This is a genomic window from Nocardia sp. Root136 (assembly GCF_001427185.1).
In the GTDB taxonomy this organism is placed as follows: Bacteria; Actinomycetota; Actinomycetes; order Mycobacteriales; family Mycobacteriaceae; genus Nocardia; species Nocardia salmonicida.
Map to the genome: position 1 here is coordinate 2,607,401 of NZ_LMFE01000001.1, position 26,018 is coordinate 2,633,418.

General features: G+C 70.1%; 1 pseudogene (cut by a window edge). It reads right to left on the reverse strand.

The annotated features are described in order from the left end of the window. A pseudogene (locus ASD42_RS35835) lies at positions 1–26,018 on the reverse strand (non-ribosomal peptide synthase/polyketide synthase); it runs 17,751 nt beyond the window's last position.

Consider the following 26,018-nt stretch of genomic DNA (forward strand, 5'->3'; position numbering starts at 1 on the left):
CTATTCGGCGACGATCACCGTCACTTCACCCTCGGCCGCGTCGGTCGCCTCGCCCGCCACCACGAACCAGTGCGTCACCTCGCCCTCGGCCAGGTCGTCTTCGACCGAGGCGTCGGGGAGCACCGACAGGGCGCCCGCGGTGGACGAGGCCAGGAATTCCTGGACGGCGGCCGGGCCGGAGGCATGGGTGGTGTAGGTGGTGCACTCGTAGTCGATGCCGTGTTCGTCGCGGAGGCGCTCGGCGAGGGCTACCGCTGCGGACTGGCCGAGGACCGTGATGTTCTCGCCGGAGACCAGCACGAAGGCGGGGTGGTCTTCGGTGAGCGGACGGACTCGGTCGGCGTAGGACACGGGGTGGGCCGCGGCCGCGGCGATGTCGGCTTCGATGTCGGGCAGGACCAACCACTGGCCCGCCACGCCGGCGACCGGGGTCGCACTGATGCCGAATGTCGCTCCGGCGGCCGCGATCTCGACGCCGGGAAGTTCACCGGCGAACAGGGCCGCGGCGCCCGCCTTCTGGACCGCCCAGGCGGCGAGGACCGAATCCACGCTGCGCGGCAGCGAGATCGCGACCACGTCGCCGGGGCCCGCACCGCGTGCGATGAGCACGCGAGCCAGCTGTGAGGACTTGCGATCCAGTGCGCTGTAGGCGATTTCGCTGTCGCCGCGCAACAGGGCCGGGGCCTGCGGGTCGGCTTCGACGACCTCGGCCAGCACCTTGGCCACCGTCTGCGCGCCGACGCCGGTAGCCGCCGGAGCCGAAACAGCGGCTGTCACACCGGAATCGGCGAGTAGCTGCGCTCGTTCGCTCGCGTCGAGGATGTCGATGTCGCCGACCAGGCCGGTCGGGTTGTCGAGCAGCTCGTCGAGCACGCGCAGCAGGCGCTGCGACAGCGTGCGAACCTCGTCGGCGGTGAAGGTACTGGTCAGGTACTTCATCGTGATCTCGATGGTCGACTCGGCCATCACCACCAGTGTGAGCGGGTAGTGGGTGGCGTCGTCGAGGCCGACACCGGTGACCTGCATGCCGTCGATCGAGCTCGCCGCGGTGACGGCGTCCTTGTCCATCGGGTAGGACTCGAACACCACGAGAGTGTCGAACTGCGAGCCCATGCCCGCCACCCGCTGGATGTCGGACATCCCGACGAAGTGGTGGCTGAGCAGTTCGGCCTGCTCGGACTGCACCCGCTGGGTCAGCTTCTCCGCGGTCATCCGGTCGTCGATCTGGATGCGCACGGGCAAGGTGTTGATGAACAGGCCGACCATCGACTCGACGCCGGGCAGCTCCGCCGGGCGACCGGAGACCGTCGCGCCGAACACCACGTCGTCACGGCCGGTGAGGCGACCGACGACGATGCCCCACGCGGTCTGCAGCAGCGTGTTCACGGTGACGCCGAGCTCGCCCGCGAACTTGCCGAGAGCCCTGGTGCGGTCGTTGTCGATCTCGACGACGACCTTGTCGAGTTCGTAGCGTTCCTCGGTGCGCGGCGCGGGCGCGAGCTGGGTGGGGCCTTCGACCCCGGCCAGCGCTTCGGCCCATACCTGCAGCGACACCTCACGATCCCAGCCCGAGAGCCAGGACAGGAAGTTGCGGTAGGACGCCACTCGCGGGAGCGCGGTGAGGTCACCGCGCACCGCGTAGAGGACGAGCAGGTCGCGCATGAGCAGCGGCATGGACCAGCCGTCGACCAGGATGTGGTGGACGGTGATCGCCAGGTGCGCGGTGCCCTCCCCGGTCGTGTACAGACCGAAGCGGATCAGCGGCGCGGTGGCCATGTCGAACTGGTCGGCGCGGTCGGCGAGCAGCAACTGCCGCATGCGCGGCATCCGCTCGTCTTCGGGCAGGTCGGTGAGGTCCACCTCGCGCCACGGCACCTCGAGCTCGGACAGCACCACCTGCACCGGCTGACCGGCCGAATCGGTGACGAACGCGGTCCGCAGGTTCGGGTACCGGTCGAGCACGGCCTGGGCCGCGCCGCGCAGACGCTCGGTGTCGAGGGTGCCGGTCAGGTCGAGCACGGCCTGCACGGTGTAGACGTCGACGGTCGCCGAGCTGAGCATGGCGTGGAACATCAGGCCTGCCTGCAGCGGCGAGAGCGGCCACACTTCCGACAGCGCGGGGTAGTCGCGCTCCCAGAGCTCGATATCGGACTGGCCGACCCGCACGAGCTGCATGTCGGACGGGGTGAAGCCACCCGCGTCGGCACGCTGCGCGTGGGTGGCGAGCGCGGTCAGCGCGGCCACGAACAGATCGGCGAACTCCTGGGCCTGGTCGGCGGTGAGCAGGCCCTTCGGGAACGCGATATTCGCGCCGAGCTGCGGGCCCTCGTCGCCGTCGTTGACGATGGCGTTGATGTCCAGCGTCGCGTTGGCGGGCATGTCGAGGTCCATCTCGGCGTCGAGCTGACCCAGATCCGCCACCGGCACCCAGCCGAGTTCGGCGAGCTCGGCGGGGATCTCACCGGCGGTCGCGCGGCCGAGGTAGTTGAAGCTGATCTGGCCGACGCTCGGCAGATCCGCGCCCTCGGTGGTGAGGTACTTCAGCATGCCGTAGCCGATGCCCTTGTCGGGCACCGCCAGCATCTGCTCCTTGACCGACTTGATCACGTCGGCGAGCACGGCGCCACCGGCGAACGCGTCGTCGAGGTCGGCGCCCGCCAGGTCGAGGCGGATCGGGAAGGCGGTGGTGAACCAGCCGACGGTGCGCGACAGGTCGGCACCGGCGACGATCTCTTCCTGGCGGCCGTGGCCTTCCAGCTTGATCAGTGCCGCGGTGCCGGATTCGTCACCGCGCCACCGGGATACGGCCAGTGCGAGTGCGGTGAGCAGACCGTCGTTGACGCCGCCGTGGTAGAGGCCGGGGATCGCGGTGAGGACCGCGTCGGTGACCTCGGGCGAGAGAGTGACCTGCACCCGGTCGACGGTGGCGAAGGTGTCGATCTGCGGGTCGAAGGCACGCGCACCCAGCTGCGGATCGGCGGTGGCCGAAACCTCGCGCCAGAACGGCAGTTCGGCGCGACGATCCGTCGACTGCTCCACCAGGCTGTGCGCCCAGCGACGCATCGAGGTGCCGTTGACAGGCAGCGTGACCTGCTGACCCGCCGCGATCTGGCCCCAGGCCATACCGAGGTCCGGGATCAGGATGCGCCACGAGACGCCGTCGATCACGAAGTGGTGGCCGACGATGAGCAGCACGTCGCGACGACGCGGACCCTCGGCGGGCGCACCGAAGGTGAACCAGACGAACTGCACCATGGCGGCGTTCGCGGGATCGAGTCGACCCATGGCCTCGTCGTATTCGACGCTGGCCAGCTTGGACAGCTGGTCCTCGGCGACGTCACCGGCGACCTCGACCCGACGCACAAGCGTGGTCACGTCGACCTCGCCCGGCGCCAAAGCCTCGAATTCCCAGCCGTTCTCGCCGCGAGCCACCCGCGAACGCAGCACGTCGTGGTGGTCGAAGACCGCACCGATCGTGGCGTGCAGGACCTCGGCCGTGATGTTCTCGGGCAGGCGCAGCACCATCGACTGGGAGAACCGGTCGTAGGTGGAGCCACCGGCCAGGATCTGGCGCATGATCGGCAGCATCGGGATGTCGCCGACACCGCCGCCCGGCAGTTCCTCTAGGACGATCTGCTCGGCGTCGCCCGCGAGCACGGCGATCTCGGCAAGCCCTGCCACGCTGCGCTTTTCGAACACGTCGCGCGGCTTGAAGAGCACACCGCGGTCCTTGGCGCGCGAGACCAGCTGGATGGACAGAATCGAGTCGCCGCCGAGGGCGAAGAACGAATCGTCGAGGCCGACGGCGTCGACACCGAGCACCTCGGCGAAGACGACGGCGATGATCGCCTCGACTTCGCTTGTCGGCGTGCGGAACTCGCGCGGGGCGAGAACGGGCTCGGGCAGTGCGCGACGATCGAGCTTGCCCGCAGGGGTCAGCGGGATCTCGTCGAGGACCATCACGGCGGCGGGCACCATGTGTGCGGGCAGGTGCTGCGCCGCGTAGTCGACCAGGGCGGCCGGGTCGACGTTGCCGCGCACGTAGGACACCAGGATGGTGGCGCCCGCGTCGGTCTTGCGACCGATGGTGGCGGCGAACTCGACGTCGTCGTGCGCGGTGAGGACCGCGTCGATCTCGCCCAGTTCGATCCGGAATCCGCGGATCTTCACCTGGAAGTCGTTGCGGCCCACGTATTCCACAACCGGCTTGCCGTTCACCGTGCGCCAGGCGACGACGTCACCGGTGCGGTACAACCGCTCGCCGGCGGCGTACGGGCTGGCCACGAAACGCTCGGCGGTGAGGCCGTGGCGCGCGTGGTAGCCCCGAGCCAGCGGGACGCCGCCGAGGTACAGCTCGCCGGCCACGCCCTCGGGCACCGGCCGCAGGCGAGAGTCGAGCACCAGCACGGTCGCGCCCGCGATCGGGCCACCGATGTTCATGGTGTCGCTCGGCAGCAGCGGATCGGACAGGTTGGTGGCGATGGTCGCCTCGGTCGGACCGTAGGCGTTGTAGAACCGGTGGTGTGCCGGGTCGGTGCCCGCGCTGTGCCAGTTCGCGACCAGGTCGACGGGGGCCTTGTCGCCACCGACGATCAGCGCCTGGAGTCCGGCCAGTGCCGCGGGTTCCATCGACGCCGCGACCAGCGGGGTGAGGAACACGTGGGTGAGCCGCTCGCTCGCGATGATGTCGGCCAGCTCCTCGCCGCCCACCACGCCGACCGGCGTGATGACGAGGGTGCCCGCCGAGCCGACCGCGAGCAGGAACTCGAGGATCGAGGCGTCGAACGACGGTGACGCGAAGGCCAGGGTCCGAGCGTCCTTGGCCAGACCGAACTGCGCGACCTGGGCGGCGGCGAAGTTGGGCACACCGGCGTGGGTCACGACGACGCCCTTGGGCAGACCCGTCGAACCCGAGGTGTAGATCATGTAGGCCGTGTTGTCGGGGCGGACCGCGCCACGACGATCGGCCTCGGTGATCTCGGCGTCGGACTGCGCGGCGATCTCGGCCTCGGTGGCCGCGTCGTCGAGAGTGAGCCAGTCGCCCAGCGCGGGCGCGGGCAGGTGGTCGACCTCGGCCGACACCGTGATGCCCAGTGCCGCACCGGAGTCCGACATCATGTGCGCGATGCGCTCGGCCGGGTACTTCGGATCGACCGGCAGGAACGCCGCGCCGGTCTTGCTGACGGCCCAGATGGCCAGGGTGGTGTCGAGCGAACGCTGCATGGCGATGGCGACGACCGTCTCCGGCGCGGCGCCATGTTCGATCAGCACCCGCGCCAGACGCGAGGAGGCCGCGTCGAGTTCGGCGTAGGTGAGCGAGGCCGACTCGCCCGGCGCGACGATGGCCTGACCGGTCGGGTTCGCCGCCACGGCCTGTGCGAGGAGCTCCGGCAAGGTACTCACCGAAGCGGCGGGACCGCCTGTACGAGAGAGCAGTTCGACGCGCTCGGACTCGTCGAGGAGTTCGAGGTCGCCGACCGGCGTCGTGGTGTCGGCGACGACCTCGGCGAGCAGACGCTGGAAGCGCTGCGCGAACTTCTCCACCGTCGACTGATCGAACAGTGCACTGGCGTAGGAGAACTCGGCGTAAGCGCCCGCGTCGTCACCGGCCGTCGCTTCACGCACGGTGAGCAGCAGGTCGAACTTGGCGGTGTCGACGTCGAAGTCGACGGCCGAGACCGACAGACCCGGCAGCTCGAAACTGGCGTCGGGCAGGTTCTCGAACGACAGCGCCACCTGGAACAGCGGGTGCCGCGCGGTGGAGCGCTCGGGGTTGAGCAGTTCCACCAGACGCTCGAACGGGATGTCGGCGTGGGCGAAGGCGGCCAGGTCGGCTTCCTTGGCCTGGGTCAGCAGTTCCGCGAAGCTCAGCTGTCCACCCACCTGCGTGCGCAGGGCGAGGGTGTTGACGAACATGCCGATCACGTCGTCGAGTTCGGCCTCGCCACGGCCCGCGATCGGGGTACCGATGACGATGTCCTCGGTGCCCGACATGCGCGCCAGGAATACCGCCAGCGCGGTGTGCACGACCATGAACAGCGTCGCGTTCTGCTCGCGAGCGATGGCGGACAGTCCGGCGTGGATGTCGCCGCCGATCGGGAACAGCACCCGGCCACCGGCGAAGGACTGCGTGCTCGGACGCGGCCGATCCAGGGGCAGGTTCAGCTCGTCGGGGACACCGGCGAGCGCGCGCTTCCAGTAGTCGGCCTGCTGGGCCACGAGGCTGGTCTCGTCGGTCTCGGCGCCGAGCACCGCACGCTGCCAGACGCTGAAGTCGGCGTACTGCACCGGCATCGGCGCCCAGCCCGGCGCCTCACCGGCGGCACGCGCGGCGTAGGCGATCATCACGTCGCGGGTCAGCGGGCCCATGGACCAGCCGTCAGCACTGATGTGGTGGGCGACGAAGACGAGGACGAACTCCTCGCCCGCGATGCGTCCGGCGGGCCCGGAGGCGGTAGCGGAGCGTGACCACGCAGGGCCCTCGGACGCATCGCCATCGGACACAGCGACCTGCATCAGCTTGGCGCGCAACGGAATTTCGTCGATCACGTCGAAGCCGGTGGTGATCAGTTCGGCGATCTTGTCGCGAACCTGTTCGGGGGCAACCTGTTCCGGCGTCAGATCCGGGACGTTGCCCTCGACCGGCAGGATCACCTGGTGCGGGGTGCCGTCGGTCGACGGGTACACCGTGCGCAGGGTCTCGTGCCGTGCGAGCACATCGGCGACGGCCAGTTGCAGCGCCTCGACATCCAGCGCGCCCGACAGGCGGACGGCGACGGGGATGTTGTTCACCGAGGAAGCGGTGTCGAACTGGTTCAGGAACCACATGCGCTGCTGTGCGAGCGACAGCGGCACCTGGTCCGGACGCGGCCCGGCGACCAGCGCACGACGCCCACCGGCGCCCGCACCCTGCTCGACCTTCACCGCGAGACCGGCCACCGTCGACGCCTCGAACAGCAGGCGCACGGGCACCCGACTGTCCAGTGCGGCGCCGAGGCGGGCGGCGACCTGGGTGGCCAGCAGCGAGTTACCGCCGAGGGCGAAGAAGTCGTCGTCGGCGCCGACGCGCTCGGCGCCGAGCACATCGGCGAACACGCCCGCCACGATCTCCTCGATCGGGGTCGACGGTGCGCGGAAAGCCTGCGCCTCGAACTCCGGCTCCGGCAGTGCCTTGCGGTCGAGCTTGCCGTTCACGTTGAGCGGCAGCGCGTCCAGCACCACGAAGGCGGCAGGCACCATGTAGGACGGCAGACCCGCCGACAGCGTCGACTTGACCTGTGCCACATCGATATCCGTGCCGACCAGGTAGGCGACCAGGCGGTCGCCGGTGCGCGGATCGGACTTGGCGATCACGGCGGCCTGCGCGATCTCGGACAGCGCGAGCAGCGCGGCCTCGATCTCGCCGAGCTCGATCCGGAAGCCGCGGATCTTCACCTGGAAGTCGGTGCGGCCTCGGTAGTCGAGTTCGCGGTTGTTCCAGGCCACCAGGTCACCGGTGCGGTACATGCGGGTACCGGGGGTGAACGGGTTGGCGACGAAACGGTCGGCGGTCAGGTCGGCGCGGCCGAAGTAGCCACGGGCCAGCTGCGCGCCGGCCAGGTACAGCTCACCGGCGACGCCGTCGGGCACCGGGCGCAGGCGCTCGTCGAGGACGTAGACCTGGCTGTTCCACTCGGGCGAACCGATGGAGACCGACACCTGGTCGGCGGCGTTCACCCGGTGCGAGGTGATCGAGACCGCGGCCTCGGTCGGGCCGTACAGGTTGAACAGCTCGGTGCGGCTGAACTCGGCGCGGAAGCGCTGGGCCAGCGAGCCCGGCAGCGCCTCACCGATGGCGAGAACCCGCCACAGCGAATCGGGCATCCCCGAGGCGAGCAGCGCGTCGAGCATCGACGGCACCACGTGCAGGGTGGTGACCCATTCGCGCGACATCAGCTCGTTGAGATAGGCCGGGTCGCGATGGCCGTCGGCCGAGGCGATCACCAGGCGGCCACCGCAGGCCGCTGCCGACCAGAACTCCCAGACCGAGAGGTCGAAGGTGGCGGCGGTCTTGAGCAGCACCGCGTCGGCGGCGTCCATGCCGAACTCGATCAGCTTCCACTGCAGCTGGTTGGCGATAGCGGCGTGCGGAACCGCGACACCCTTCGGGCGGCCCGTAGAGCCGGACGTGAAGATCACGTACGCGGTGTTCTCCGGACGCAGCGGTGCGGTGCGCTCGGCATCGGAGATCGGGGTGGCGCCGATCGATTCCAGGTCGAGCTCGTCGATACGGATCACGGGCGCGACATCGGTGGCGAACTCGGCGTTGGTCAGCACACAGACCGGTGCCGCCGTCTCGAGGATGTAGTCGGTGCGCTCGGCCGCCTGATCGGGGTCGACCGGCACATACGCGCCACCGGACTTGGCCACCGCGTACATCGCGACAATCAGGTCCACCGAGCGGCGCATCGCCAGCGCGACCCGGGACTCCGGGCCCACACCGAGCGAGATCAGGTGCCGCGCGAGGCGATTCACCTTCGCGTCGAGTTCGGCGTAGGTGAGCTGCGCGCCGTCGTCGGTGACCAGTGCGGTCGACTTCGGATCGGCGGCCACCGACGCGTCGAGCAGCGAGACCAGGGTGGCCTCGGCGTCGACGGGGTAGGCGGTGGCATTACGGGTGTCGAGCACCCTGGTGCGTTCGGCCGGGGCCAGCAGCTCGATATCGCCGACCGCGGTGCGCGGGGTGGCGACGATCGCGCCGAGCAGGCGGACGAAGCGCTCCACGAAACCTTCGACCGTGGCGTGGTCGAACAGGTCGGTCGCGTAGGTGAACAGACCCGAGATGCCTTCGGGCTCACCGGCGTCGCCGTAGCGGTCGGTGGCGATCAGGTGCAGGTCGAACTGCGACAACTTGGAGTCGATGTCGAGGCCGGAGACCGTGAGGCCGGGCAGTTCCAGGGTGGCGCGGCTGAGGTTCTGGAACGACAGGCCCACCTGGAACAGCGGGTGACGCGCGGTGGAACGGACCGGGTTGAGTACCTCGACCAGGCGCTCGAACGGCACATCGGCGTTGGCGAACGCCGCGATGTCGTCCTCGCGCTGGCGGGCCAGCAACTCGGTGAAGGCTTCGCCGCGCTCGACCTTGGTGCGGAAGACCAGGGTGTTGACGAACATGCCGATCATGTCGTCGAGCGCGGCTTCGCCACGACCGGCCATCGGGGTGCCGATGGCGATGTCGTCGGTGCCCGACAGGCGGGCGAGCAGCACCGCGAGGGCGGTGTGCACGACCATGAACAGCGTCGCGCCCTCGGCGCGGGCCAGTTCGACCAGCGCGCGGTGGGTGGCGGCGTCGATCTGGACGTCGACCTTGCTGCCCGCGAACGTCTGCACCGCGGGGCGCGGACGGTCGGCGGGCAGGTCGAGCTGATCGGGCAGCTCGGCGAGGGCCTGCTTCCAGTGCGCGACCTGCTTGGACGCCATCGAATCGGCGTCGTCCTCGCTGCCGAGGAGGTCACGCTGCCAGATGCTGTAGTCCGCGTACTGCACGGCCAGCGGCGCCCAACCGGGCTCGGAGCCCATCGAGCGGGCCGCGTAGGCCGTCATCAGGTCGCGGGTCAGCGGGGCGACCGAGGAGCCGTCACCGGAGATGTGGTGGATGACCAGTGCGAGGACGAACTCGTCGGTGTTCTCGACGCGGAAGAGCGCGACCTTGAGCGGCACCTCGACGGTGACGTCGAACATCGTCGACATCAGTTCCGCGACCGCCGATTCCATCTCCTCGGCGGCGACGATGCGTTCGATCAGTTCCGGCGCCGCCTGCGCGGGCGACAGGATCACCTGTGCCGCACCGGATTCGGTCTGCGGGTAGATCGTGCGCAGGATCTCGTGGCGCGACACCAGGTCGGTGACCGCGGCGCGCAGCGCGTCGGTGTCGAGTTCGCCGGTGAGGCGGACCGCGACCGGCACGTTGTACGCGGCCGACTGGGTGTCGAAGCGGTTGAGGAACCACATGCGCTGCTGCGCCAGCGACAGCGGGATGTGCTCGGGGCGAGGACCGGCGGTGAGTGCCTTGCGGTCACCGGTTTCCGCGTGCTGCTCGACCCGGTGGGCGAGCGCGGACACCGTGGACGCCTCGAACAGCAGGCGCACGGGGATCCGGGTGTCGAGCGCTTCGCCGAGACGTGCGGCGACCTGCGTGGCCAGCAGCGAGTTACCGCCCCAGGCGAAGAAGTCGTCGTCGAGGCCGAAGCGCTTGTCGGCGTCGAGGCGGAGGACCTCGGCGAAGGTGGCGGCCACGAGCTGTTCGCTCGGGCTCACCGGCGCGCGGAACACGGCCTTCTCGACCTCGGGCTCCGGGAGAGCCTTGCGGTCGAGCTTGCCGTTGGCGTTGAGCGGCAGCGCGTCGAGCTGCAGGAACACGGTCGGAACCATGTACGACGGCAGCTCGGCGGCCAGCGCGGCGCGCAGAGCCAGCTTGTCGACCGCGTCGTCGGCCACGATGTAGGCGACCAGGCGGTCGCCGACCACGGGATCGGTGTGGGCCAGGACAGCGGCGGAGGTGATGCCCGGCTGGCGCAGCAACGCTGCCTCGATCTCGCCGAGCTCGATCCGGAAGCCGCGGATCTTCACCTGGAAGTCGGTGCGGCCCCGGTAGTCCAGTTCACCGTCGGCGTTCCAGGCGACGAGGTCACCGGTGCGGTACATGCGCTCGCCGAGCGCGGAGAACGGATCGGCGACGAAGCGGTCGGCGGTGAGATCGGCGCGGCCGTAGTAGCCGCGGGCCAGCTGGGCGCCGGCCAGGTACAGCTCACCGGACACACCGACCGGAACCGGGCGCAGGCGCGAATCCAGCACGTAGACACGGCTGTTCCACTCCGGCGCACCGATCGAGACCGACACCTTGTCCGCGTCGGTGACCGCGTGGCTGGTGATCGAGACCGCGGCCTCGGTCGGGCCGTACAGGTTGAACAGCGCGGCGGCGTTCGCCGTGCGGAAACGCTGCGCGGTCGCGGCGGGCAACGCCTCACCGATCGCGAGGACGCGACGCAACGTACGCGGGAGTGCCGCACCGGATTCGGTGAGCAAGGCGTCGAGCATCGACGGCACCACGTGCAGTGTGGTGACGCCGGTGGCCCGCATCAGGTCGTTGAGGTAGGCCGGGTCACGGTGGCCGTCGGCGGTGGCGACCACCAGGCGGGCACCCGCGACGGCGGCGGTCCAGAACTCCCAGACCGAGAGGTCGAAGGTGGCGGCGGTCTTGAGCAGCACCGCGTCGTCGGCGCCGATACCGAATTCGGCCGTCTCCCAGAGCAGCTGGTTGACGATCGCGCCGTGCGAGACCGCCACACCCTTGGGCTTGCCGGTCGAACCGGACGTGAAGATCACGTACGCGGTGTTCGCCGGAACCAGGGTGCGCCCGGTGATCGCGGCGTCGCTGACAGCGCTCAGGTCGAGCTCGTCGAGGACCACCACTTCGGCTGCCGCCGTGCTGAATTCGGCGTTCGCCGTGGTCAGCACGACAGCGGGCGCGGCCGTTTCCAGGATGTAGTCGGTGCGCTCGGCGGGCTGATCCGGGTCGATCGGCACATACGCCGCACCCGTGCGGGCCACCGCGTACATCGCGATGATCAGCTCGGCGGAACGGCGGATGGCCAGCGCCACCCGGTCCTCGGTGCCGATGCCCCGCGAGATCAGGTGCCGTGCGAGGCGGTTCACCTCGGCATCGAGTTCGGCATAGGTCAGGGTCGCGAAGCGAGTCGATGAGGGGTGGTGGTCGGGCGACGGGTGGGCCAGCTCGCGGCGACCGTCGGCCTCGTCGACGACCAGCGCGATGGCATCCGGAGTCGCGGTCACGCTGGCATCGAGCAGCGATACCAGGGTGGCGTCGGTGTCGACCTCGTGCGCGGTGTCGTTCCACGCCGTGACGATCTGCGCGGATTCCGGCGTCGTGAGCAGGTCGATGTCGCCGACCGCGACGGTGGCGTCGGCGGCGACCGCGTCGAGCACCAGCAGGAACCGGTCGGCGAAGCTCTGGACCGTCGCCTCGTCGAACAGGTCGATGGCGTAACCGAATTCGGTGACCAGCTGGGCCGGTGCGCCGTCGTCGGTGTAGCGGTCGTAGAGGGTGACGTGCAGGTCGGTCTTGGCCAGCTGCGAGTCGTAGTCGACGGCGCTGACGGTCAGGCCGGGCAGTTCGAAGGTGGTGTCGGCCAGGTTCTGGAACGACAGGCCCACCTGGAACAGCGGGTTGCGCGCGGTGGAGCGGACCGGGTTGAGCACCTCGACCAGGCGCTCGAACGGCACGTCGGCGTTGGCGAAGGCCTCCAGGTCGCGGTTGCGCACATCGGCTAGCAGTTCGGCGAAGGAGGCGCCGGAGTCGACGGCGGTGCGGAACACCAGGGTGTTGACGAACATGCCGATCAGGTCGTCGAGCTCACGCTCGCCACGGCCCGCGATCGGGGTGCCGACGGCGATGTCGTCGGTGCCGGACAGGCGAGCGAGCAGCACCGCGAGCGCGGCGTGCACGACCATGAACAGCGAGGCGTTGTTCGCCCGTGCCAGGTCGTGCAGGGCCGCGTGCCGGCTCGGGTCGATCTCGAAGCGAATGGCCTGACCCTGGAACGACTGCGCGGGCGGGCGCGGCCGGTCGGTGGGCAGTTCGAGCTGGTCGGGCAGGCCCGCGAGCGTTTCGGTCCAGTAGGCGACCTGCTTAGTCGCCAGGGATTCGGGATCGGTCTCGTCGCCGAGAACTTCGCGCTGCCACAGCGCGTAGTCGGCGTACTGCACGGGCAGCGGTGCCCACTGCGGCGCCTCGCCCTGCACGCGGGCCACGTACGCGGCCATGATGTCGCGTGCGAGGGGGCCCATCGACGAACCGTCGGCGGAGACGTGGTGGACGGTGAACGCGAGTACGTGATCGGTCTCGGTGAGTTCGAACAGCGCGACCGCCAGCGGCACCTCGCGGGTGACGTCGAAGGTCGTCATCGCGAATTCGATGACCGCGCCGAGCAATTCGGTCTCGTCGACCTCGATGTGGTGCACCTGCGCGCTGATCTGGGAGTTCGGCAGGATCACCTGATGAGGGCCGTCGGGCGAGCCCGGGTAGGTGGTGCGCAGCATCTCGTGGCGGGCGAACACGTCGCCGATGGCCTGTTCGAGCGCGGGCACGTCGAGTTCGCCAGTGAGGCGGACGGCCAGGGGGATGTTGTCGACCGCGGAGGTGGAGGTGTCGAACTGGTTGAGGAACCAGTAGCGCTGCTGGGCCGGTGAGAGCGGGATGACGGCGGGCCGCTCCCCCGCGGTCAGGCGCGGACGGGTCCGGCCGGAGCCCGCGTTGTGCTCGGCGCGGGCGGCCAGCGCGGAGACCGTCGAGGCCTCGAACAGGTCGCGCACCGAGAGCTGGGTGTCCAGGGCCGCGCCGATGCGGGCGGTGACCTGGGTGGCCAGCAGCGAGTTGCCGCCGAGTTCGAAGAAGTCGTCGTCGGCGCCGACGCGGGTCACGCCGAGCACGTCGCCGAAGGTGCCCGCCACGATCTCCTCGATCGGGGTGGACGCCGCACGGAACACCTTGGCCTCGAACACCGGCGCGGGCAGCGCCTTGCGGTCGAGCTTGCCGGAAGCGTTGAGCGGGAAGGCATCCAGGATCACGAAGGCGGTGGGGACCATGTAGGTCGGCAATGCGCCACCGAGGTCGGTGCGCACGGCGTCGAGGTCGATGCTCGCGCCGGCCGCCGGGATCAGGTACCCGACCAACTGGTCGCCGAGGCGGTCGTCGGAGCGGACCACGACCACGGACTGGGCGATCGAGGGCAGCGCTGTGAGCGCCGACTCGATCTCGCCGAGCTCGATGCGCAGACCACGCAGCTTCACCTGGAAGTCCGTGCGGCCCAGGTACTCCAGCTCGCCGTCGGCGGTCCAGGCGACGAGGTCACCCGTGCGGTACATACGCTCGCCGTCGGTCCCGAACGGGTCGGCGACGAAGCGGTCGGCGGTGAGGTCGGGACGGTTCACGTAACCGCGTGCCAGCTGGACACCGGCCAGGTACAGCTCGCCGGGAACGCCGACGGGCGTCGGGTGCAGACGCGAATCCAGCACGTACACCTGGGTGTTGAAGACCGGCGCACCGATCGGCACCGAGGTGGTGTCGGCGTCGGTGACCTCGTGGAAGGTGACGTCGACCGCGGCTTCGGTGGGGCCGTACAGGTTGTGCAGGGCCGCGCCGGTGAGGGCGCGCATCCGCTGTGCGGTCGGCGCGGGCAGCGCCTCGCCCGAGGCGAACACCAGGCGCAGGCTGCTCGAGATATGCCGTCCGTCGGCAAGCGCGACAGCAGCGGACTCGGCGAGTTCGGCGACGAACACCGACATCATCGACGGCACGAAGTGCGCGGTGGTGACGCCCTCGGTGGCGATGATCTCGGCCAGGTAGGCCGGATCGCGGTGACCGTCGGGCTTCGCGACAACCAGCTTCGCACCGATCTGCAAGGGCCAGAAGAACTCCCACACCGACACGTCGAAGGTCGCCGGGGTCTTCTGCAAGACGACATCGGTCTCGGCGGTTGACGATCGCACCATGGCTGACCGCCACACCCTTCGGACGACCCGTCGAACCCGACGTGAAGATCACATACGCCGTGTTCTCCGGACGCAGCGGGGCGATCCGCTCGGCATCGGTGACCGGCGCATCCGAGTAACCCGAGAGATCCAGGCGTTCGATGTTCAGCGCCCTGGTCGAACCCGCGTCGAATTCGTCACGGGCAGTGGTCAATACGCATACCGGGGCCGCGGTCTCAAGCACGTAGTGGGTGCGCTCGGCCGGGTGGTCGGGGTCGAGCGGCACATAGGCGCCACCGGCCACGCTCACCGCGTACATGCCGATCACCAGGTCGAGCGAGCGGCGCATGCCGAGCGCGACCATGGTGTCCGGGCCGACGCCCTGGGCGATGAGATGACGGGCAAGGCGGTTCACCTGGGCGGAGAACTCGCCATATGTCAGCGTCGCAGCGCGACTCGATGAGGGGCGGTGGTCGGGCGACGGGTGGGCCAGACTCGTCCCCTCGAACGTGACGGCGGTCGCGTTCGGACTGGTCACGGCCTGTGCCTCGAACATCGACACCAGCGTGGCGGCCTGGTCGACCGGGTGCTCGGTGGCGTTCCAGTCGGTGACCACCTGGCGGTATTCGGCCGGGGCCAGCAGGTCGACCTCGCCGATCGCGCGGGCGGGCTTGGCCACGACCGCGGTCAGCATCCGCACCAGGCGCTGCGCGAGGGCGGCGACGGTGTCGGCGTCGAACATATCCGTGGCGTAGGCGAATTCGGCGGTCATGCCGTCGGCGGAACCGTCGGCACGGTGGCGATCGGCCAGGTTCAGGTGCAGATCGAACTTGGCGGTGACCACATCCAGCGGCACGCCCGCGACCTCGAGGCCGGGCAGTTCGAAGGATGCCTCGCCGGTGTTCTGGAACGACAGCATCACCTGGAACAGCGGGTGGCGGGCCTGCGAACGGGCCGGGTTGAGGATCTCCACGAGCCGTTCGAACGGCAGGTCGGCGTGACCGAAGGCGGCGAGGTCGTTCTCCCTGGTCTGCGCGAGCAGCTCGGTGAACGGCTGGGCCGGGTCGACGGCGCTGCGCAGGACCAGGGTGTTGACGAACATGCCGATGGCGTCGTCGAGCACCGCTTCACCACGACCGGCGACGGCGGTGCCGATGGCGATGTCGTCGCTGCCCGACAGTCGGGCCAGCAGTGCGGCGAACGCGGCGTGCACGACCATGAACAGGCTGGCGCCGTGTCCGCGGGCCAGCGCGTTGAGTCCGGCCGACAGGGCGGGGTCGATCGAGAACTCGTGTACCCCACCGCGGTTGGACGCGACGGCGGGACGGGCACGGTCGGCGGGCAGGTCCAGCTGGTCGGGCAGCCCGGCCAGGTTCTGCGACCAGTAGGCCACCTGCTGCGCGATCATCGACGCCGAATCTGCTTCGGAACCGAGGGTTTCGCGCTGCCACAGGGCGAAGTCGGCGTACTGCACGGGCAGTGGTGCCCAGCCGGGTGCCTCACCGCGCGAGCGGGCGGCGTAGGCGATCATCACGTCGCGGGCCAGCGGGCGCACCGACCAGCCGTCACCGGAGATGTGGTGCACGACGAAGACCAGCACGTGGGTGTCGGGGTGCGAACCGTCCATCGAGCCCGCGACGCGCAGCAGTTCGGCCCGCACCGGGACCTCGGCGGTGACGTCGAACCCGGCGAGCACGAGTGCGCTGATGCGGTCGCGGATCTCGTCCTCGCCGACGGTGATCGGGTGCAGCGAGATCGGCATCTGCCCGGCGGGCAGGACGACCTGGACGCCCTGACCCTCCGCGGTCTCCGGGTAGACGGTGCGCAGCACCTCGTGCCGGTCGACCACGTCGGCGACGGCCTGACGCAGGGCGTCGATGTCGAGGTCACCGGTCAGGCGGACCGCCAGCGGGATGTTGTTGACGCCGGTCGCGCTGTCGAAGCGGTTGAGGAACCACATGCGCTGCTGGGCGAGCGAGAGCGGGATCTGGTCCGGGCGCGCACCGGCCACGAGCTCGCGGCGGCTGCCGCTGCCCGCGTGGACCTCGACCTTGGCGGCCAGCGCGGACACCGACGGCGCTTCGAACAGCGCGCGCACGGGGACGCGGGTGTCGAGGGCGGCGCCGAGGCGGGCGACCACCTGGGTGGCGATGAGCGAGTTGCCGCCCAGGTCGAAGAAGTCGTCGTCCAGGCCGACCGCGCGGTCGCCGGACAGGCCGAGCACCTCGGCGAAGGTGGCGGCGACGATCTCCTCGATCGGCGTGCGCGGCGCACGGAACTCCCGCGCCTCGAACACCGGCTCCGGCAGGGCGCGCCGGTCGAGCTTGCCGTTGGCGCTCAGCGGCATCTCGTCGATGACGACGAACGCGGCCGGCACCATGTAGGACGGCAGCTGGGCGGCCAGATGCGCGCGCAGCGCGTCGATGTCGACGGTCGCGCCAGCGGCGGGGACGACATAGCCGACGAGCTGGTCGCCGGTGCGCGCGTCCGAACGCACGACCACCACGGCCTGCGTGACGGTGTTGTGCGCGGTGAGCGCGGCTTCGATCTCGCCGAGCTCGATGCGCAGACCACGCAGCTTGACCTGGAAGTCGGTGCGGCCGAGGTAGGTGATCACGCCGTTCTCGTCGCGGCGGACGAGGTCACCGGTGCGGTACATCCGTTCGCCGCCGGTTTCGAACGGGTCGGCGACGAAGCGGTCGGCGGTGAGATCGGGACGGCCGAAGTAGCCGCGGGCCAGCTGGGCGCCGGCCAGATACAGCTCACCGGCGACACCGGCGGCGACCGGGTGTAGTCGCGAATCCAGCACGTAGGCCCGCGAGTTCCAGACCGGCGAGCCGATCGGGACGGCGCCGTCGACCTGGTCGGCGACCGGGCCGTGCGTCGCGTGGACGGTGAACTCGGTGGGGCCGTACAGGTTGAACAGGGCCGCGTCGCTCACCTTGCGCAGTGCCACGACCGCGTCGGCGGTGAACGCCTCACCGGCGATCAGCAGTGCGCGTAGCGAGGACAGAGCTCCGCCCGCGACGGCGGCGGCATCGATGCTGCCCGCGAAGACGGTGAGCATCGACGGCACGAACGAGGTCATCGTGACCCGTTGCGCGGCAATGACATCGGCGAGGTACTGCGGATCGCGGTGACCGTCGGGGCTCGCCACGACGATCCGGCCGCCGGTGCTCAGCGGGCCGAACAGCTCCCACACCGACACGTCGAAGGTGGCGGGGGTCTTGAACAGCACCACATCGTCGGCGTCGATGCCGTATTCACCGGTGATCCAGCGGATCTGGTTCACCACGGCCGAGTGCGGCACGGCCACACCCTTCGGGCGGCCGGTCGAGCCGGAGGTGAAGATGACGTAGGCCGGGTGCTGCGGGAGCAGCGGAACGATCCGCTCGGCATCGCTGACCGGAGTCTGCGGGTACGCCGAGAGATCGATCGCGTCGATGACCAGCGTCATCGGGGCGGTGTCCACGATCGCGTCGTCGTCGAGTCCGAACCCGTCGCGGGTAGTGGTGAGGACGGCGACCGGAGCCGCCGTCTCCAAGACATAGGCGATGCGGTCGGCGGGCTGGTCCAGGTCGAGCGGCACGTAGCCACCGCCTGCTTCCTGCACCGCGTACGCGGCGACGACCAGGTCGATGCTGCGGCGCAGGCCGAGCGCGACGAGGGATTCCGGGCCGACGCCCGCTTCGATCAGGCGATGTGCCAAACGGTGCACGCGAGCGGCGAATTCGGCGTAGGTCAGGGTCTCGCCGGTGGCGGGGTCGACCATCGCGACCGCGTCGGGGGTGGCCAGCGCCTGGCGGGCGAACTCGTCCACCAGAGTGCCCGCGCCGGGCAGCTCATGCGCGGTGTCGTTCCAACCACGCACGGCCAGTGCGGTTTCGGCGGAGTCGAGCAGGGCGATGTCGCCGACAGCGCGGTTCGGAGCCGCCGCGATCTCGGCGAGCAGGCGGGCGAAGCGAGCGCCGAAGCGATCCATGGTGGCCGCGTCGAACAGGTCGGTGGCGTAGATCAGCTCGGCGACGATGCCGGACGCGTCGCCCGGCTTCTCGGTGAGCACGACCTGCAGGTCGAACTTGGCCACGTCGATCGGCAGTTCCACACCGCTCACGGTGAGGCCGGGTAGTTCCAGGCTCGTCTGGCCGGTGTTCTGGAAGGCCAGCATGACCTGGAACAGCGGGTGACGGGCCTGCGAGCGGGCGGGGTTGATGATCTCGACGAGCCGCTCGAACGGCAGGTCGGCGTGACCGAAGGCCGCGATGTCGCTCGCGCGGACCGCACCGAGCAGGTCGGTGAAGCTCGCGTCGCCGTCGACCTCGGTGCGCAGCACCAGGGTGTTGACGAACATGCCGATCAAATCGTCGAGGGCACGCTCACCACGGCCCGCGATGGGGGTGCCGATGGCGATGTCGTTCTCGCCGGACAGGCGCGAGAGCAGCAGGGCCAGCGCGGCGTGGGCGACCATGAACAGGGTCGCACCGCGGGTGCGGGCCAGCTCGGTCAGCGCCGCATGGGTTTTCGCGTCGATCTCGAAGGTGTGGGTGGCGCCGCGTCCGCTGGCGACCGCGGGACGCGGCCGGTCGGCGGGCAGGTCGAGCTGCTCGGGCAGGCCGCGCAGGGTCGAACCCCAGTACGAGATCTGCTGGGCGATCACCGATTTCGCGTCGTCCTCGTCACCGAGCACGGCGCGCTGCCACAGCGCGAAGTCGGCGTACTGGACCTCGAGGGGACGCCAGGCCGGTTCGGCGCCTTCCACGCGGGCGCTGTAGGCGGTCATCACGTCGCGGGTCAGCGGGCCCATGGAGAAGCCGTCGGCCGAGATGTGGTGCACGACAAGGGCGAGCACGTGTTCGGTGGGGCTCACCTCGAACAGGGCGGCGCGGAACGGCACCTCGGCGGTGACGTCGAACGCGGTGAGTACCAGCTCCGAAAGCCGTTGCGGCAGTTCGGCGACGGTGGTCTCGATCGGCGCCAGGTCGGGAATGACCTTGCCGGTCGGGACGATCACCTGGTAGCCGGCGCCCGACACCTCCGGGTAGTAGCTGCGCAGGGACTCGTGGCGGGCGAGCACGTCGGCCACAGCCACCTGCAGCGCCTGACGGTCGAGCAGGCCCGACAGCTGAACGGCGGCGGGGATGTTGTCCACCGCGGACTCGGGGTCGAAGCGGTTGAGGAACCACATGCGCTGCTGGGCCAGCGACAGCGGCACCCGCTCGGGGCGCTGCTGCGGCACCAGCGGCGCGCGACGTTCGGCACCGGAGTGCGTCTCGGCGCGGGCGGCCAGCCCGGCGACGGTCGAGGCCTCGAACAGCTCGCGCACGCCGATATCGGTCTCCAGCGCGGCCGACAGGCGGGCGGCGACCTGGGTGGCGGTCAGCGAGTTGCCGCCGAGTGCGAAGAAGTCGTCATCGAGACCGACCCGGTCCAGGCCGAGCACGTCGGCGAAGGTCGCGGCGACGATCTCCTCGACCGGGGTGGTCGGGGCGCGGAACACCGCGGCCTCGAACACCGGCGCGGGCAGCGCCTTGCGGTCGAGCTTGCCCGAGGCATTGAGCGGGAACTCGTCGAGGACGATGATCACCGCGGGCACCATGTAGGCGGGCAGGTTGTTGCCCAGTTCCTCGCGGGCGTCCTCGATGTCGACGGTACGGCCGGTCGCCGGGATCACGTAGGCCACCAGCTGATCGCCGGTGTGCTGCTCGCCGCGCACGACGACCACCGACTGCGCCACCTCGTCGAGACCGGTCAGCGCGGACTCGATCTCGCCGAGCTCGATGCGCAGACCACGCAGCTTCACCTGGAAGTCGGTGCGGCCCAGGTATTCCAGCTCGCCCCGTTCGGTCCAGGCCACGAGGTCACCGGTGCGGTACATGCGCTCCCCGTCGTCACCGAACGGGTCGGCGACGAAACGGTCGGCGGTCAGGTCGGGGCGTGCCACATAGCCGCGGGCCAGCTGGGTGCCCGCGAGGTAGAGCTCACCCGCGACGCCGACCGGCACGGGGCGCAGGCGCGCGTCGAGGACGTAGACCTGGGTGTTGAAGACCGGGGCGCCGATCGGGACGGTGTCCAGATCGGTGTCGACGACCTCGTGGAAGGTGACGTCGACCGCGGCCTCGGTGGGGCCGTACAGGTTGTGCAGCGCGGCGCCGGTCAGCTCGCGCAGACGGTGCGCGGGCTTGGGCGGCAACGCCTCACCGGAGGCGAACACCATCCGCAGCGACTCGCAGCGCGCGACATCGGCGTCGGCGACGAACACCGCGAGCATCGACGGCACGAAGTGCGTGACGGTGACGCCCTCGACGCGAATGATCTCCGCGAGGTACGCCGGATCGCGATGGCCGTCGGGCTTCGCGACCACCAGCTTCGCGCCGATCTGCAAGGGCCAGAAGAACTCCCACACCGACACGTCGAACGTGGCCGGAGTCTTCTGCAGAACGACGTCCACTTCGGTCAGGCCGTCGGTTGACGATCGCACCATGGCTGACCGCCACACCCTTCGGACGACCCGTCGAACCCGACGTGAAGATCACATACGCCGTGTTCTCCGGACGCAGCGGCACGATGCGCTGGGCCTCGGTGACGCGGGTGTCGGCGTAGCCGTCCAGGTCGAGCAGGTCGATCCGGACCTGTGCGGTGTCGATCTCCAGATCGGTGCCCGAGGTGAGCACGCAGACCGGATCCGCCGTCGCCAGAATGTATTCCGTGCGCTCGGCCGGATGATCGGGGTCCAGCGGCACATAGGCGCCACCGGCCACGCTCACCGCGTACATGCCGACGACCAGGTCGATCGAGCGGCGCATGCCGAGTGCCACATAGGTTTCCGGGCCGACACCGCGGTCGATCAGCCAGCGCGACAGGCGGTAGACCCGCTGGGCGAACTCGGCGTAGGACAGACTCGTGCCCTCGAAGGACAGAGCGGTGGCCTGCGGCGTACGAGCGACCTGGGCCTCGAACATCGAGACGAGGGTGGCCTGCTGGTCCACCTCGTGCGCGGTGGCGTTCCACTCACGCACGACGAGTTCCCGTTCGGCGGCGTCGAGCAGTTCGATATCGCCCACGGCGACCGTCGGTTCCGTGGTGATCGCGGTGAGCACCCGGATCAGGCGCTCGGCGATGCGATGCACGGTGGCGGCGTCGAACAGGTCGCTCAGGTAGCCGGCGCGCACGCGCAGCTGGGTGTCGAGCTGGGCGATCAGCGACAGCGGGTAGTGGGTGGCGTCGGCGGCGTCGAGGCCGGTGACAGCCATCCCGTCGATGTCGGCGGCCTGTGCCTTGATGCCCTCGGCGTCGACCGGGTAGGACTCGAAGACCACCAGCGAGTCGAACAGGCCACCGATTCCGGCCGCGGACTGGATCTCGGCGAGGCCGATGTAGTGGTGGTCGAGCAGGTCGGCCTGCTCGCCCTGGGTGCGGGTCAGCACGTCGCGCACCGTTTCGGCGGCGTCGAAGCGCACGCGCACCGGGACGGTGTTGATGAACAGACCGACCATGGATTCCACGCCCGACAGCTGCGCGGGACGACCCGAGACGGTGGTGCCGAAGAGCACGTCGTCGCGGCCGGTCATCCGGCCGAGCACGATCGACCAGGCCACCTGCAGGACGGTGTTCGGGGTGACGCCGAGGTCGGCGGCCAGCGCCACGAGCCGCGCCGTGGTGGGCTCGTCGAGGTCGAACAGGTACTCGTCGGACAACGCGGCGATCTCGCGGCTCGCGTCGGGGCGGGCCAGCATGGTCGGCTCGGTGACGCCGCGCAGCGCGTGCGACCAGGCTTCGACCGAGACCGAGTGGTCCTGGCGGGCCACCCATTCCAGGAAGTGGCGGTAGGAGCGGACGGCGGGCAGCGCGCTCGCGTCGCCGTGCAGGGCGTAGAGGGCGAGCAGGTCACGCATGACCAGCGGCGTCGACCAGCCGTCGAGAAGGATGTGGTGGTTGGACACCACGAAGCGCCACTCGTGCTCGGCGATCTGGATCAGCGTGAAGCGGATCAGCGGCGGGTTCGCCAGGTCGAAGCGGGCGGTGCGGTCGGCCTCGACGAGGTCGGCGTATTCGCCGGTCTCGATGCGATCGTGTTCGGTCCACGCCACGCGGGTGGTGTCGAGGACGACCTGCACGGCATTGCCGTCGTGGTCGGTGACGAACGCGGTGCGCAGGGTTTCGTGGCGGTCGAGCAGTGCCTGGGCGGCGGCGCGCAGACGGGTGGCGTCGACGCGACCGGTGAGCGTGAGAACCGCCTGGGCGGTGTAGACGTCGACCGAGGTGGCGGCCAGGCGGGCGTGGAAGAACAGACCCGCTTGCAGCGCGGCCAGCGGCCACACCTGGGTGAGCTCGGGGTAGCGCTTCTCCCAGGTGTCGATATCGCGCTGGGTGGAGCGCACGAGGGCGAAGTCGGACGGTGTGTGACCGCCCGCGTCGGCCGAATTGGCGTGCCGGGCAACGGCTTCCAGCGCGGTGATCCACAGGTCGGCGAACTCGCGCACCTCGGCCTCGGCGAGCAGCGTGCTCGGGTAGCCGATATTGGCGCTGAGCTTGTCGCCGACGACGATCGCGTTCACGTCCAGTGGCGCCATCGCGGGCATGTCCGCGTCATAGGCGCCGCCGAGCGCTGCCAGCTCGGGTGCGGGGATCCAGCCGAAGCCGCGCAGGGCATCGGGGACATCGCTGTCGGCGACGCGGCCGAGGTAGTTGAAGCTGATCTGGCCGGGGAGCTGCGTGGGCAGTTCGGCGGCGGTCTCGGCGTTCATGTACCGCAGCAGGCCGTAGCCGATGCCCTTGTCGGGCACCGAGAGCAGCTGTTCCTTGACCGCCTTGACGGCCTGGCCGAGCGCCGATCCACCGGCGAGAGCGGCGTCGATGTCGATGCCGGCCAGGTCGAGGCGGACCGGGAAGATGGCGGTGAACCAGCCGACGGTGCGAGACAGGTCGGCGCCGGGCGCGACCTCTTCCTCGCGACCGTGGCCTTCGAGGCGCACGAGCAGTGCGTCGCTGGTCGAGTCGGCGCGGCGGCCGTTACCGAGTGCGCCGGGGCCGGTGCGGGTGGAGCGCCACTTGGCGGCGGCCAGCGCGAGCGCGGTGAGCAAGCCGTCGTTGACGCCACCGTGGAACAGGGCGGGGACCGTGGTGAGCAGTGCCTTGGTGACCTCGGCGGAGACCTCGACCGGCAGCTTCTCGACCACGCCGGAGACGTCGACCGCCGGGTTCATCGCCCGCTCGGTGAGCAGCGGGTCCGGGGTGTCGACGACCGCGCGCCAGAAGTCGAGCTCGGCGGCGCGTTCGGTGCTCTTCGCCTCGTCGGCGAGGGCGTGCGCCCAGGCCCGCATCGAGGTCGCGGGGGCCACCAGCTCCGGCTGTTGACCGGCCGAGAGCTGACCCCACGCGGCGACGAAGTCGGGGACGAGGATGCGCCAGGACACGCCGTCGACCACCAGGTGGTGCGCGACGACGATCAGTCGACCCGCCCGTGCGGCGGACCGGGTGGACGTGGCCGAGTCACTGGCGTCCGGCGCGGCGGGCTCGAGCCACACGAATCGCACCACGACGCCGTCGGCGGGATCGAGGCGATCCAGGCTGGCATCCAGTGCGGCAGAGGCGATGTCGACGAGCTCGGCGTCGGAGACGGTGGGATCGAAGACGGTGTGGTCGATGCGCGCGGCGGCGTCGACCGTGCCTGCGGGGGCGGTGTCGACGACCCAGCGGCCGTCGACCTGGTGCAGGCGCGAGCGCAGCATGTCGTGGCGGTCGATCACCGCGCCGACGGTGGCGGCGATGCCCGCGCGGTCGATGCCGACCGGCAGCTCGAGAGCCATGGTCTGGTTGAACCGGTCGAACGAACCGGACCGCTCCGCCATGAACCGCACGACCGGGGTCAGCGGCATCTCACCGACGCCGCCACCGGGCAGCTCGGCGAGAGTGATCGCGGAAGCCGCGGCGACATCGGCGGTTTCGGCGACCGAGGCCAGCCCCGCGACGGTGCGCTGTTCGAAGACGTTGCGCGGGGAGAACAGCACGCCACGGGCCTTGGCCCGGGAGACGAGCTGGATGGAGACGATCGAGTCGCCGCCGAGGGCGAAGAACGAATCGTCCACGCCCACGCGCTCCACACCGAGAACCTCGGCGAAGACCTCGGCGATGGTCTGCTCGATCGGGTTGCGCGCGGCGCGGAAGGTGACCTCGGTGGCGAAGACCGGCTCCGGCAGCGCCTTGCGGTCGAGCTTGCCGACCGGGGTCAGCGGCACGTGGTCGATCACCATGATCGACGACGGCACCATGTACGCGGGCAGACGATCCTCGACATGCGCGGTCAGGGCGGCGACATCGATCGAATGACCCGGTGCGGCAACCACATACGCGACCAGCGAGACAGCGCCCGCGGTGCTCTTGTGGCCGACGGTGGTCGCGAAGTCGACGGTCTCGTGCGAGGCGAGGGCGGAGTCGATCTCGCCCAGTTCGATACGGAAGCCGCGGATCTTGACCTGGAAGTCGGAGCGGCCGACGTACTCGACGGTGCGATCGGCGGTCCAGCGCACCACGTCACCGGTGCGGTACATCCGCTCCCCCGGAACGAACGGGTCGGCGATGAACCGGTCGGCGGTGAGCCCGGCGCGGGCGTGGTACCCGCGGGCCAGCTGGATGCCCGACAGATAGAGCTCACCCGCCACACCCACCGGAACGGGCTGGAGCTGGGCGTCCAGGATCAGCGAACGCATGCCGCGGGTGGGGCCACCGATGGTGACCAGCTCGCCCGGCGCCAGCGCGGCGCTGATATTGGTCATGATCGTGGTCTCGGTGGGGCCGTAGCCGTTGTGGAAGGCACGAGTCGTGCCGTCCGCCAACGGAACCGCCCACTTCGACACCAGATCGGCGGGCACCGCTTCGCCACCGGCGACCAGGACGCGCAGCGAGTCGAGACCGCTGGGGTCGAAGGTCGCCAGGGCGGCGGGGGTGATGAAGGCGTGGGTGACCCGCTCGGTGCGGATCAGCTCGGACAGCTCGTCGCCGCCGTAGACGCCCGGCGGGACCACGACCAGCGCGCCGCCACGGGCCAGCGCCAGCAGCAGTTCGAGGATCGAGGCGTCGAACGAGGGCGAGGCGAAATGCAGTGCGCGAGTGTCGGTGTCGAGGGCGTAGCGCTCGGCCTGCTCCTCGCCGAAGTTCGCCAGACCGGCGTGGGTGACTACGACGCCCTTGGGCACGCCGGTGGAGCCGGAGGTGTAGATGACGTAGGCGGGCTGCTCGGGGGTGGTCATCCGCACGAGTTCCGCGTCCGCGATCGGACCACCGTCGACGGTGGCCGGATCCAGCTCGTCGAGCACCAGCCAGCGCGCCGAATCCGGCAATCCGTCACGCACGGAGGCGACGGTGAGGCCGAGCGGCGAGCCGGAGTCGGTGACCATGTGCGCGATGCGGTCGGCCGGGTAGGTCGGGTCGACCGGCACGAAGGCAGCGCCGGTCTTGGCGACGGCCCACGCGGCCAGCACCGAATCGGCCGA